The organism is Corynebacterium guaraldiae, assembly GCF_053480195.1.
Map to the genome: position 1 here is coordinate 205,926 of NZ_JBRBAU010000002.1, position 13,340 is coordinate 219,265.

Here is a 13,340-nt window from a genome sequence, read left to right on the forward strand (position 1 = left end):
CACCTTCGCGGTGTTCAGCTCAAGCGGCGTGCGCAGGAGCGGGTCGAGCGCGACGGCGCGGGCGATGGAGCGGACGATCTCCTTGTGGTTGGGGATCATGCGCAGCTCCGTCGCGGACGCGAGATCGGGGTCGAGCTCGCCGCGTGCGGCCGAGGCAAAGAGCTTCGGCGCGGTGGGCACGTCGTAGAAGGCGGAGCCGGCGATGACCACGGTGTCGGGGCGGTGGGCATCGATAAGCTGGGCCGTAAGGCGGCCGAGGTCGGAGGCGCGCTGGGCAAGGACCGAGGGGGGCATCGGCAGCCTCAGCGAGACGGGGCGCAAGCGCGGCGTTGACGAGGGTGTCGCGTGGGTCGGCGCCGTCGAACTGTGGGAGCTCGATGGAGGCAACGCCGTCCTCATCGGACAGGGCGGCGCCAATCGAGTCATCCGCGAAGAGGACGAGCGTGCGGGCTTCGTCGCCGAGAGGAGCGGCCTGCGTCTCCGAAGCGAGGATGGCGGGCACGGCCGGGGTGACAGTGACGGGGACGCCGAACTGGAAGTCGAGGCGTCCTGCGATATCCATGCCGTCCCAGCCGAGGTTGGCCGCGTGGACCTTGCCTTCTTCGTCGACGGAGCCGGAGGTGGTCACGCCGACGGAAACGAGTGTGCGGTCGACACCGGTGGTGAGCCGGTTGACGCCAGCGATGACGTGCTCGACGAAGTCATCGGGGCTGAGCTTCGAGACCGGGGTGGGAACGTTGTCTTCGCGGATAATGCGGCCGCGGGTGTCGTAGAGGCCGATATACGTCGAGGTGGTGCCGACCGCGATGCCGGAAAGGAGCCAGCCGTTATCGGAGGCCTCGAGCGGAACCGTGGGGCGGCCGCGACCTTGGGAGCGGGTGAGGTCCGTGCGCTCTTGGATGAGGCCGGCCTTGAGGAGAGCGGCGGTGGCGCGGGTGATGGTGGGCTGGGACAGTCCGGTGGCCTCCACGAGCTCGCTGCGCGTGATGATGGGATTGAGGCGTACGAGGTGGAGACGGGCCTGACCCCCGGACAGTGGACACGTCGGGGGTTAGCTATGCTGCTTGGGTCAGTGTAGCTGATGTGAGTGCTTCGAAGTCATCGGGGGCTAGAAGGTTGCACCAGGAATGCCGTCTGCGCGTGTTGTAGCGCATGCACCATCGAAAGACTTCTTGGCGGCAGACGATGGGATTGTCAAAGACTTTCCGATCACGCAGGACTTCACGCTTTAAGGTGGCGTTAAATGATTCTGCCAGGGCATTATCAGCACTCGTTCCCACCGCTCCCATGGATTGGCGAACACCAAGCTGGGTGCAGTGGTCCCTAAAGGCTTGTGAGGTGTACACACTGCCGTGATCGGAATGGAATACAGCCCCGTCAAGACTGCCACGCACACCGTGCGCGTGGGCTAGTGCATCGACGACCAGTGACACTCGCATGTGGTCTGCGATCGCATAACCTGCAAGTTTCCGTGAATACGTGTCAATGACTGTGGCCAAATACATGTTCTTGCCACCCTTACAGGGCGGGTAGGTAATGTCGCCAAGATAAACGCGGTTCGGCTCGTTGGCTGTGAATGTACGGCCTACTAAGTCTGGCATGACTCGGTGGCCAGGCTTGCGCCTGGTAGTGACACATCGGCGGCGCTTGGTAAAGCCTTTAAGTCCCATGGATTTCATGATGCGTGCGACCTTCTTGTGGTTGATCGGAGGAAAGTCCGTATCGTCGTTGAGGCTTGCAGCGATGCGTTTAGCACCATAAAGCCCGTGCTCATCATCGAAGATGGTTGTAATTCTCGCACCAATAAGGGCATCGGAACACGTCTTTAACCTGCGTTTTTCGCGGGTGTTGGCCCATTTGTAGAACGAGGAGCGATTGAGCTTTAACACGTGGCACATCCGCTTGACCGAGTATTCGGTTCGGTGGTCATAGACAAACTGGAAGCGGATTACCAGCGTGTCTCTTCGGCAAAATATTTAGCAGCTTTACGTAGAATATCGCGTTCTTCGCGCAGCTTCGCGTTTTCTTTTTCCAGCTGGCGGATTCGCTCAGAATCAGTCGTCGCCTTCGCCTTGTCACGCATGGTCTTCGTGCGGGCACGCTTGCCGGTGCCGTACTGCTTAAGCCAGGAATAAAGTGAGGAACGATTGACTCCAAGCTCTGCTGATGCTGCGTTCAGCGAGAGGTCCTCATTGTTTTCATAGAGGGCCACAGCATCGCGTTTGAACTGTTCGGAGTACCTGGACATGGTGGTAGATTACCTTTCTTCCCAGCCCGACTGGGCTGGAATGAAAGGTGTCCACCAAAAAGGGGTCAGGCCCAATCACCACGCGCTCGCCTTCAGCAATGGGGTAGTGAAGAAGGTAGTGGATTCAGCGGAGTGCCCCTCACCCTCCGTCGGAAGAAGAGTGGTGGAGAAGGCTTCCACGTCACGGTCTACCTTGGCCGGAGAACCCTTGGTTTCGCCGCCTTCGATTTCCTTGAGGTCTGATTCGTAGGCGTTGAAGGCGCGCGGTGCTGCGCGGCTAAGCTCCTTGGCCAAGCTATCGGCGTCGGAGGCGTCGGCATAGGTGCCGCCGGTGGCGTCGGCAATGCACTGGAGTTCCTGCTGAGCTTCAGGTTCCACGTTGAAGCCGACGGTGTTGATGACCAGGTCGATACCCTGTTCCTTGAGTTCCTTCGCCACATCGCAGACCGGTGGCGGGGTACATGTCGCAACGCCATCCGAGACCAAGATGATGCTGCGCTGGCCTTCCTTTGGAAGCTCAGCCGCGGCCTTGCGCAGAGATTCACCGATGGGCGTAAAGCCGCGCGGTTGGAGGCCATCCATGTGGCCAATCATCTTCTCAGAATTGCCGGCCTCGGGTGGCGTTACCACGGTGATGTCCTGGCAACCGGCAGCTTCATCTTCAGGAGCCTCGCCGGTGTTCCCACCGTAGGTGACAAGTCCCAGAGGGGCGTCGTCCCCGGCTTCGGTGATGAAGGTGCGGGCGGCATCTTTGGCGGCGTCGATGCGGGTCTGGCCGCCGGCATCGTTGGTGATCATGGAACCGGAGGAATCGAAGACCACCATGGTCGGGGCCATGTCACTAGAAGCAGTGGGGGAGCTCGGCACGGAGCTACTAGTGGAGGTTGAGCGTGAATCTTCGGCGGTGGCGGTGAGGGGAAAGAGAACGCTTACGACGGAGAGAGCGACTGCTGCGAGGAAAAGAATCGCCGTGAGCAATGGTTTTGGTATGAAACGTGACTTTGTGTGCATGTGAGTTAAATTACACACAGGAGGCGATCTGCGCTTGGGAACGGGAAATACAGGGGGATTAACCCCCGTGCATTCCGTTTCCGTTTGCGTGTTTTAGGGGGCCTTAGAACAACCGGGTATACATCCGGTAAAGCGAGTCGAGCATGCTCTGAATGTTGTTGCGGACCGGGCTGTTCGGGTCCAGCGCCGCCACACCGCCGGCGACAATCAGCGCGCTGATGGCCCCCAACAGGAAGCCAATCATGCCGCCGCGAGAGGACGAGCACGAATCATCCGAGGACCCATCGGAGGAGCCTGCCGAGCTTGCCGACGCCCCCGCAGAGCCCTCGTCACAGTTCTCATCCGGCTTGGCTGGCTCACCTGGCTTGGCTGGCTTGGAGGGATCCGAAGGCTCGGAGGGCTCGGCAGTTTTGGTAGTGGTAATGGTCGTCGGCACCTTGGTGGTGATGGTCTTTTCCTCAGTGGTGGGCACCATCGAGGTCACTGTCTTGGTGGTCTTCTCCGCTGGGAGCGTGGTGGTCACCGTGGTGGGGACCTCTTTGGTTTCCGTGGTGGTCACGGTGGTCGGTACCTCCGTGGTGACGACCTCAGTTGTGGTCGCCGGTGCCGGGGTCGTCGGCTTCTCTTCGCGCGGGTCCGCAATGGCGTGGTCGTTGTTCTTCAGCGTGACCTTGTCCACCAAGTTCGGGTTGTTGGCGTTGTAGGTGCGGAAGGTGAGCTCATCACCGGTCACATCGACGACCATGTAGTCCTCGTCGTAGTCCTGGCGCCAGATCGCCGTGGACTCGTGCGGCAGAGCAGGGTCCATGTTTTCCATGCGGGCATTGGGGTACTTCTTCCCGTCCTCACCCTGGAAGTCATAGAACTTGCCGCCGCCCGCCGAGGTGGTGGTGATGTAGAGGACCTCACCGTCATTGGGGGCGAGGACGTCGCCACGCTTCGCAGGAGCCTTCACCGGCTCAAGGCCGTTCATGAGATGGGTACGGGTGTAGATGTGATCGTGGCCGCTGAGTACGGCATCGACGTCCAGTTCGGACATGACCGGAGCGAGCTTTTCACGGAGCTTGGTTACATCGCCATCGGTGTAGTGGGTGCCTTGAGAGAAGAAGGCGTGGTGCATGCCCACGATGATCCAGTCATTGAAAGCTCCGCGGTTTTCAATGGTCTTACGCATGAACTCCGCATGGCGCTCAATGTCCGCGTCACTGCTGGCGTTGGTGTCGAGCCCAAGGAAGAGAACGTTGTTGCGCTCAAAGTAGAAATCCCGCAGGTCTGGCTCCTGATTCGGGTTGATGAAGTGCTCATCGTAGTGCTTCATTGCCAGGTCTGACGGGTACGTCTCGTGATTGCCCGGCAGTGCGTTGGTGGGAATGTTTCGAATCTCCGGTGAGGAGAAGTAGCCGTCGTACTGCGCGATCGTCGCGCCCCAGCCCTCAACCTGGTCACCGAGGGACCAGATCATGCTGGCTTGAGGGGCGTCGGCAACCGCGTTGCCGATGGTCTTGTTCCACTGCTCGGTCTGACCCTTGATGTCGGCATCGACTCCAATCTGCGCGTCAGAAACCGTGACGAAGCTCCAGTCCTGGCCAAAGCTGCCGGTGTTAAAGGTTTCAGGCTCGGACCAGCCGCCCTCTTCGGAGCCGACGCGGTAGGTGTACTCGGTGTTTTCCTTTAGACCCGTAGCGGTGGCGTAGTTGGACACGTATGCAATAGCGCCACCGTCCTTTTCCTCGGCTTCAAAGGTCTGGGCGCCGTCTGGGCCGGTGACCTCGAGGACTTCCTTGTCTGCCGGGCCCTGGGTGCGCCACGAGACAATGACGGAGCTTTCCTTGCTTCCCGGTTGGAGCACCATCCGGGAAATGGGGCTAGTTTGAGCGGTAGCCAGAACGGGAACGCTTACCTGTGAGGTGAAGACAAGAGCGGCCGCGGTCATGGTGGCTACGCCAGCGGAGGCGGGAGAAAAACTAAAACGCTTCATTATTGCTTTGTGTGCCTTTTGCGATGAATATCGGAAGTTGAATGTGAGAGTGTTTCTCTGCTGAGAAAACAGAGAAACAGACATGACCTAGTCACAGAAACATCTCAAGGTGAACCTTCGGTTAAGCAGAATAGAAATCTGTGGAACATGCCCCCGGTATAGGGGATATTACGCGCTGTTTCGCGTTGAAATAGCAGTTTTGGTGAGCTTATGTTTAGCCCCATGTCCCACGAATTCGGGTCCACAGATACCCCAGACTCTTCAGAATCTTTAAGAAACTCTCGCGCTATCCGCTTTAATCGACGCACCGCGCTGCGTTGGGGCGCCGTTGGTGCATCCACCGCGGCCGCTGGCTATGGGCTGTCGGCAGCAACTGCCCAGCACGGCACCCCGCGCCAGGCCCCGTTGGAAGCGTATAACCAGTACACCGGCGCCCAGCTGCCTTTCCTCCACGGCGTTGCGTCTGGTGATCCGCTGCCCACCTCGGTGGTGCTGTGGACCCGCGTCACCCCGGACCGGGATGCCCTGCCTGGTTCTGGCATGGGAGACGACGTTCACGTGGCATGGGAGATTGCTACAGATGAGGCGATGGCTTCCGTGGTGGCACACGGTCAAGAGGTTGCCTCCGCGGAGCACGACCATACCGTTCACGTAGATCCCTTTGGCCTGAACCCGGACACCGTGTACTACTACCGCTTCCAGGTGACCTCGGGTGAGCATAGCGGGGCGTATTCGCCCGTGGGCAGGACGAAAACTGCGCCGGCTGTCGACGCCCAGGTAGACAACCTGAAATTCGCCGTGGCCTCGTGCGCCAACTACGAATCGGGCTTCTTTAACGCCTACAAAGACATGGCGGAGCGTGGACGCTCCGGGGAGCTTGACTTCGTGGTCTTCCTTGGGGATTACATCTACGAATATCCCACGGGGGAGTACGTGGGCAAGAGTGGCGTGGCACGTGAGCACCACCCCGTATGGGAGATCGTCACGCTGGAGGACTACCGCATTCGCTACGGCCGCTACCGCACCGACGAGCACCTGCAGGCTGCGCATGCTGCGGCCCCGTGGGTCGTGGTGTGGGACGACCACGAGACAGCCAACAACTCCTGGCGCGAGGGCGCCGAAAACCACACACCTGGGTTTGCAGAGGGCGAGTGGTCCCGCCGCTGGAACGACGCCTTGCAGGCTTATTACGAATGGATGCCGCTGCGTCAAAAGCAGCTGAGCGAGGGCGGTAAGCTTTACCGCAACCTGCGCTTCGGCTCCCTCATGGAGCTCACCATGATGGACCTGCGTACCTACCGCGATCAGGAAACCACCGCCGCTAACTTCGGGGACCCGAATCGAACCATCGTGGGCAACGAGCAGTTGCAGTGGCTGCGGGACACTATTGCGATGTCGGACGCCACGTGGATGGTGATGGGCAATTCCGTGATGATGGCTCCCATGCGCCTGTTGACCATTCCCGGTAATGACGCGGCCAATGAGGGCTTGCGCTTTGTCAAGGGCAATACTTCTGGCTTTGCCGTGAATTCGGATCAGTGGGATGGATACGCCGCCGACCGTGACCGTGTGCTTGAGGCTCTTGATGCTCGCGAGGGTAACTCCTTCTTCATTACCGGTGATATTCACTCGGAATGGGCCAACGACATCTACCTGCACGATAAGCGCGTGGCCTGTGAGCTGGTGACTACCTCAATTACGGCGCCCAATGTCGACGAAATCCTCACCACCTACACAGGCACCTACCACGGGGAGGACAACTCGACTTCGTTGCTCATTGAGGACGCAATCAAGGACGCCAATCCGTGGGTAAAGCACTTGGACTATGACTCCCACGGCTATGCCGTCGCGCACCTCTTTGCCGATCACGTGGACATGCACTACTACCGCGTGTCTGATGTTGAAGCTGAAGATGCTTCGGTAGCGCTGGCGGTGAGCAAGGCCTGGAATCCTAAGGACGGATTCACCGCCTAGCCACCATCCGCCGGCGGGCGCTGCGGGGGATCAGTCCAGCGCCCTGAGGTAAAAGAAGCGAATCAGCGCGCGCCGGGGAATATCGAGCAGCGGGCGCAGGAAGGGGAGGTGGGCGGGTTGGGAGGAGGCGTCGACAAGCAGCAGCGTGCGCCCATCCCGTAGGCGCTCCAGGGTAAAGGTCTCCTCGCCGCGCTCAATATGGCCGGGAAGGGTGCCGTAGGTAAAGCCACACCGGCCCTCCTCGCGGAAGACATCCACCACCCGGCAGCGAAACTCCCACGGCCCCATCCCGAGGCCGACCTCAGCGCCTTCCTCCACCGTGGCGTGACTGGGCCGTACCCGGAAAAGACCGCTACGCTGCAGGCCCCAGCGGAAGAGTTTGTCCGCGGCATCATCGAATTCAGCGTCGATGACGCGGGACATGTGCAGCTGCGGGAAGCCCTCGGTGGAGGAGTACGACAGTGGCTCAGGCATGGTGTTCAGCCTAGTCAAACCGCCCTTAGATGATGCTTGAGAAGAGTAAAATAGGGTGTATGCAGGAGAAACGACAACGACTTATCGTTCCTGACTTAGCGCGCGGCACGGCGCTTTTGGGGATCGCCATGGCGAACGCCGTGCAGAGTTGGGTAGTCAATGATTGGTCGATAGGTCCCAGCTCCACCCTGGGCGGTGTGCGTCCCGATAACACCTTAGACATCGTGGCGGCGGTGTTCACCGGCATGTTTGTACGTGTGCGAGGCCTGCCCATGTTCTGCATGCTGTTGGGATTCGGCATTGGTCTCATTGCTGCTAGTTTGCAGCGTAAGGGCTACACCATTAAAGAATCCCGGCGCGTACTCATCCGCCGCTACGGCCTGCTGGCAGTTTTTGGTTTGGTGCATGGCTTCGTGCTTTTCGACGGTGACATCATGCTGGTCTATGGCCTCATGGGCATCGCCTTGGCTTGGTGCTTTACGCTTTCGACACGCACGCTGCGGCGCATTGCCTATTGGTTCTTTGGCGGCTATGCGGTCTTCGCCGGTTCGGGTGCATTGGGAGCCTATTTTGGTTACTTCAATCCTCTGCCCAAGTCGCGTCCGATGACCGGTGACCTTGTCACCTTCGGCGACTACTTTGCCCGCAACCTGCGCGGTGAGGTTGCTGCTCTGGGACAGATCCCCATCACATTTGTGGGGCTGGTAGGCGTTTTACTCATCGGATATATCTGGGCGCGGGAGGGCGTGCTTGCAAACGTTTCTGCGCACCGCCGAACCTTGGTCACCTGGGTTGTTATTGCAGGTATGGTCATTGTCTTTGTTGGTCTTCCGTGGGGGCTTGCGGCCGCTGGCGTTGTGTCAACCGAATTGGAACCGGTGTTCTTGATGCTGAACCAAGCTTTTGGCTTTCTTACGGGTCCTGGCATTCTGGCGGTTTTGGCACTGCTCACGGAGAAACTCAACAATCGCGTTCCTGGGTGGGCCTTTGCTTTCGTGGCATTGGGCAAGCGCTCTATGTCGGGCTACATTGCGCAATCGGTTTTGTTTATTGTTCTTGTCACCCCAGCCGGCTTCGGACTAGGCGCGGATGCTTCGGTGAGCGGCAAGCTTGGAATCGGTCTGCTGGTCTTTGTCCTGACGCTGCTTCTCGCTGCTCTGCTTGAGGCTTGGGGCAAACCTGGCCCGTTCGAGTGGGCGCATCGCCGGCTGGCGTACGGCCCAACGTGTCGTATTGAGTCTAAGTCGGCTCTCGGGTCGGCCTGATGTTGGTTTAAACGGCTGATTCCTCGCGCAGAAGCCAGCCGCAGAGCTCCTTCTGCGCGCGGTCCACGCCACCGGGGTAGCTTTCCTCTAGCTCGAGTTTTACGTTATCAAAGATACGTTCCGAGATGAGTTCCGCGCGCTCTCTACTCAGCTGCCCGCGCAGCTCATCGAGCGGCACCTTAAGCTCCGTGTACGGACTCGGGCGGAAGTACCATGACCGCATGTCTTCCGAATAAACGACAATAATCGTCTTCGTCATGTGCGATTCCAATACAACATTGCCAAACACGAGTGATGTTAGCTTCGTGGATTCCATGGCCGCGATTGTAGGCCTGTGTAATGGAATATACGAGGCTTCATTTTTGGAGGCGTTCCGATATATTTTGTCAACCTCGCGGGTGTCTTAATCGGGGTTGATGTTTCAGCCGGGGCCGTTTGGACGTGTTGTTGTCGGACATGGCTTCAGCTCTGCAGGCATTGCCGCTGAGCAGTAATGGGAAGCTGGATCGTCGTGCCCTCCCCGATCCAAATTAAGTTAAAAAGTCTCGGATTACCCTTGTTAGCCTACCCTGGGTGATGGTAGCCTTACCTAACCTTGTTCGTTTAGTGAAATGGAAACCCATTCAGGATGAAGAACTCAATCGTTGTCCGTGCGCTCAGTCTCGCCGTGCTCTCCACTACCCTGATGTTGGGAGCCTGCAGCTCCGATACAGATGGCAAGGCGGAAAATACTTCCTCAGGCGCAAACTCCGCAGCGAATTCCGGTGATAATGCCTCCGAAGTCACCATCAAGCACGCCAGGGGGGAAGACACATACCCCGTAAACCCCGAGCGCGTCGTTGCCATTGGTCCAGCCATCGACAACCTGCTGGCTATGGGCATCAAGCCCTCCGCCGTGGTGGTGTCTGCTAAGGACATGAATGCCCCGTGGCGCGACGGCAAGTTGGACGGCGTGGAGATTATCAAGCAGACCGATTTCAAGACTCTGCCGAAGGAAGAGATCGCTGCCGCTGCTCCGGATTTCATCGTCGGGGACTACTGGACGATCTCCGAGGATAACTACACACAGCTCTCCGAGATCGCGCCCACTCTGGGTGGTATTGGCACCGAGGGTGAGGGGATCGGCTGGAAGTCGCAGCTGAAGGAGCTCGGCAAGATCTTCAACAAGGAAGATAAAGCTCAAGAAGTCATCGACCAGGATGAGAAGGTCTTCACCGATGCGAAGTCCGAGCTGCCGAATATCGAGGGTAAGACCGGTGTGGTCTCCCAGTTCGCTCAGGGATCCTTTGGAGCTGTGGCCGACCCGAAGGACCCAGGAGCCTCTTTCATCTACGACCTGGGTATGAAATTCCCGGAACCTCTGACCGACGGCTCTATTGAGGTAAAGCAGGGGCGCGTGACTCTGTCGCCAGAAAACGTCTCCGCCCTGGCTGCGGACTTCATGGTGATCTATAACCGCACCGGTGACATCGCGGAGGTGGAGAAGATCCCGGGCTACTCAGACCTGCCGCAGGTCAAGTCCGGCGCCACCCTGGCGGGTAACGAGGCTGTGGTTGCCGGCCTGAACACGCCGACCTCCCTGTCCCGTGCATGGGTATTGGAGCAGGTCAAGCCTACCTTGAAAAAGCTCTCTTAGTCTCTTTTTCTCCAGCACCCCTCGCGAGTGTGTCGCCCGGTGTGGCAGCGTGGGGTGTTTTCTTATGCCCTTTCTTGTTCGCTCACTCGCCTCCCCGCTGCCGCCCGCCGACCCGCAAGGAACTTTGCTTGTCTTCTGCGCAGTGGGATCCGGCTGCTGCGTGGAGGCGCCGTCCGGGGGCGTATCCGGTGCGGGTGAGCGAACTTGAACTTACGCATGCGCAGCTGGTGAAAGTCGATGGCTGGAAGAACGTTTTTCAGCAGTGGGCACCGCGGTGCTGGACAAGAGTTCGGCTGACCGGCCAGCACCCGAGGCGAGAGGCATCGACCCTGCGCATGCCGACCAACCGCATGCCGATCCACCACACTGACCCGCTACACACCGTCCCAATCCACTAAACCAACCCACATACTGACCCTACGCACACCGACTCACCGCACACCGCCAACCCAGAAACGAGAAAGGAATGACCATGGCGAGGAATAGCCGAGACAGGGAAATCTACCCCATTACGATCCGCGAACTGCAGGTCGATGACATCGAGGACATCACACCAGGGATGCGTCGCATTACTCTGACGGGCGAACAACTACGCGCCCATAGTGCGTTCGGCGTAGACGCACCACCGCTAGTCAGCGATGGTTTCGACGACGATATCCGCATCATCTTCCCAGACCCGGCCACCGGGGAGCGCCCTCACCCCATCACACGGGAGGACGCGACGGTGCTATGGCAAGAGGAAGTCAAAGATCTGTTTCGGACATATACCGTCCGTTCATTCGACGCCTCCCAGGGCCGTCTCGTCGTAGACTTCGCGCGGCATGGCCAAGGCCTGGCCGAGGACTGGTCCGCACGAGCTCGACCGGGAGATCCCCTGTATATCGCAGGGCCGAAGTCTTGCGCAGCGCTGCCCACCCACACTCCGTGGCTACTGATGGTGGGCGACGAGACGGCGCTGCCGGCGATTGCTCGCTGTATAGAGTCTTTGCCCGCCGGGTATAGGGCAGTGGCGATTATTGAGGTAGCCACGCGGGCACATGTCCAGCGACTGGAGTTCGAAGCACAGGTGGACATTCACTGGCAGGTGCGAGACGAGGGCGGGGACTTCGTGGCGAAAGCTACCGAGTTGTACGGAGAACACCCAGAGTGGGCGGCCGAGCCCGCTGCGATGCCCTATGTATGGGCTGCGGGAGAGGCCGGGCGATTGAAGGCGATCCGACGCTGGGTTCGAGCTCTGGGGATTCCGCGGGAAAACGTGGAGATTACGGGGTACTGGCGCGCAATGGCACCGGCGCAATCGGAAGCAGGGGCGACGGCTACGCAGGCTGAGAGTGCGGGGCAGGTTACGGGCACTCCGTTGCAGGGCGACAGTGAGGGGGCGGAGACAGGGGCTGTGACGAGCTACCGTAATGCGCTGGTTGAGCTGCATGAACTCACCGAAATGGGGTCGGCGATTCTTGTGCGCCAAGCCGTAGGGATGGGGATTTTCGGCCTGATTGATGAGGGCGCGGATCGAGTGGATCAACTGGCCGAAGCAACTGGCGTGCAGCAGGAGCTGGCTCTCCGGATTGCGCGTTACCTGGAGGCAGTGGGGTTAGTGACGTTGTCGGCGGATGTAGCACTGGATAGCTCATCGGAGGATGTGGCGGACCAACGGGCGGTTCGAATCGGCCTCACTGCGCTGGGCAGCGAGTTGGCAAACCCGGATTCTCCAGTAAGGGATTGGATTACCGGGCCGGCGGCCGCCAAGACCGCAGCACTTGGCCGGCTAGGGCAGGCACTGCAGAATCCGGCTGATACCGGCGAGCACCGCTGGGACTACATTGTGCAAACCCAGCCACAACTGGCCGTGGAGGAACACGAACAGGCGGCCTCCAGTGCTCAGTGGTCGGCCCCGGCCGCAGCGGAGATTCTGAGCAGCAAGCTACTAGCGCGACAGGATGCTGGCTCGCTTCGATGCGCGGTGGGAGGTCCGGCCGCGGCGGTGTATGCGGATGAGATTCTACGTAAGATACCGCAGGCAAACGCCGTGGTGTTGGGGTCGTTTTCGGAGGCAGAGGATGACGCAAGGATCTCAGTAGGCGCAGCAACTGCAGCGATGACGGAGCCTGGGGCCAGCGCAGAGGAGGTTATGCTGCGCGATATTGCTCCACGCCGCCGGGATCGTGCTCGCTATAGTGCACTGCACGCTCCAACGGTTGGGCGTAGCGGTGGGGATGCGCGCCGGGCGGATTGGGCTGGCACAGTGGCTACTTTGTGCGAGCAGGTAGATGCTGTGGTGCTGGTTGATCCGTGGCGACGTTGGCCAACTATAGAGTTGCAGCAGCTGGTAGCTGCCGTACTACGTTCTGGGGCGCAGCTGTTCCTGGTGACCCCAGTGTTGCAGGAAAGTGGGGCCGAGGATCATGACTACCAGGAAGATTTATCACGCCTCGTTCTGTATGGATCGCAGCTGCCCACGGCCCGTGTGATTGCGAAGCACCTGGCTGCCGTGGGTGCGGTAGTGCGTTCGAAGCAGCCGGTGGGGTGGAGTGCCCAGCTGTTCGAGGTGGGGAGGGGAGGTAGGTAACTGCCGGTGGTCGGGCGAAGCGTGTGGAGGAGCGGCGGACGTTCGGTGGTTTGCTAAACCGTTTCTAAAGTGCCCCCTGTCGGCCGGGATCCCCCCTTCCGCTGGGAGCCTTCCTATCGGCTGGGGTCCCACCCCTTCGGCTGGGAGCGCCTGTCGGCTGGCCCCTAGCGGCTGAGTTGCCTCCA

11 protein-coding genes are annotated in these 13,340 nt (G+C 59.8%); 5 read left to right on the top strand and 6 right to left on the bottom strand.

Annotated elements, in window-relative coordinates; translation table 11 throughout:
- Positions 1-19 precede the first annotated feature (19 nt).
- The 4 genes from ACUY3D_RS02530 to ACUY3D_RS02545 form a co-directional block, all read right to left on the bottom strand.
- Positions 20-970 carry an ROK family protein gene (locus tag ACUY3D_RS02530; RefSeq protein WP_319803317.1) on the bottom strand — a complete coding sequence of 317 codons (951 nt, stop codon included), beginning with the start codon at positions 968-970 and terminating at the stop codon, positions 20-22.
- Between the two features lie 85 nt (positions 971-1,055).
- Positions 1,056-2,248 (bottom strand): IS3 family transposase gene (locus ACUY3D_RS02535; RefSeq protein WP_448240273.1). Its coding sequence is split into 2 segments (ribosomal slippage): positions 1,056-1,969 and positions 1,969-2,248, totalling 1,194 coding nucleotides; the frame shifts between segments, so codons are not numbered across the junction.
- A gap of 75 nt (positions 2,249-2,323) precedes the next feature.
- Positions 2,324-3,259, bottom strand: a complete 936-nt coding sequence (locus ACUY3D_RS02540; protein WP_227485945.1) for a vWA domain-containing protein — start codon at positions 3,257-3,259, stop codon at positions 2,324-2,326.
- A gap of 103 nt (positions 3,260-3,362) precedes the next feature.
- Entirely contained in the window at positions 3,363-5,237 is a 1,875-nt protein-coding gene (locus tag ACUY3D_RS02545; RefSeq protein WP_070530338.1) for a purple acid phosphatase family protein, read from the bottom strand.
- 222 nt (positions 5,238-5,459) lie between these two features.
- Between ACUY3D_RS02545 and ACUY3D_RS02550 the strand changes: the two genes are divergently transcribed.
- Positions 5,460-7,211: an alkaline phosphatase D family protein gene (locus ACUY3D_RS02550; protein ID WP_448240274.1), complete on the top strand. Its 1,752-nt coding sequence runs from the start codon at positions 5,460-5,462 to the stop codon at positions 7,209-7,211.
- A gap of 30 nt (positions 7,212-7,241) precedes the next feature.
- Here ACUY3D_RS02550 and ACUY3D_RS02555 read toward each other — a convergent pair whose 3' ends face one another.
- Complete coding sequence (locus tag ACUY3D_RS02555; RefSeq protein ID WP_257157666.1) at positions 7,242-7,685, bottom strand: DUF1990 family protein; 444 nt, start codon at positions 7,683-7,685, stop codon at positions 7,242-7,244.
- A gap of 59 nt (positions 7,686-7,744) precedes the next feature.
- On the opposite strand from ACUY3D_RS02555, the gene ACUY3D_RS02560 reads away from it, so the two are divergent.
- Complete coding sequence (locus tag ACUY3D_RS02560) at positions 7,745-8,950, top strand: DUF418 domain-containing protein (protein WP_448240275.1); 1,206 nt, start codon at positions 7,745-7,747, stop codon at positions 8,948-8,950.
- 7 nt (positions 8,951-8,957) lie between these two features.
- Here the strand turns inward: ACUY3D_RS02560 and ACUY3D_RS02565 are convergent, their stop codons facing one another.
- Positions 8,958-9,266, bottom strand: a complete 309-nt coding sequence (locus ACUY3D_RS02565) for a hypothetical protein (protein WP_070524691.1) — start codon at positions 9,264-9,266, stop codon at positions 8,958-8,960.
- A 312-nt stretch (positions 9,267-9,578) separates the two neighbouring features.
- On the opposite strand from ACUY3D_RS02565, the gene ACUY3D_RS02570 reads away from it, so the two are divergent.
- The 3 genes from ACUY3D_RS02570 (at position 9,579) to ACUY3D_RS02580 (ending at position 13,155) form a co-directional block, all read left to right on the top strand.
- Positions 9,579-10,586, top strand: coding sequence for an ABC transporter substrate-binding protein (locus ACUY3D_RS02570; RefSeq protein WP_010189126.1), 1,008 nt, complete (start codon positions 9,579-9,581; stop codon positions 10,584-10,586).
- Positions 10,587-10,714: 128 nt separating this feature from the next.
- Positions 10,715-10,984, top strand: a complete 270-nt coding sequence (locus ACUY3D_RS02575; RefSeq protein WP_448240276.1) for a hypothetical protein — start codon at positions 10,715-10,717, stop codon at positions 10,982-10,984.
- Positions 10,985-11,058: 74 nt separating this feature from the next.
- Positions 11,059-13,155 carry a siderophore-interacting protein gene (locus ACUY3D_RS02580; RefSeq protein ID WP_070597336.1) on the top strand — a complete coding sequence of 699 codons (2,097 nt, stop codon included), beginning with the start codon at positions 11,059-11,061 and terminating at the stop codon, positions 13,153-13,155.
- The last annotated feature ends 185 nt before the right edge of the window (positions 13,156-13,340 follow it).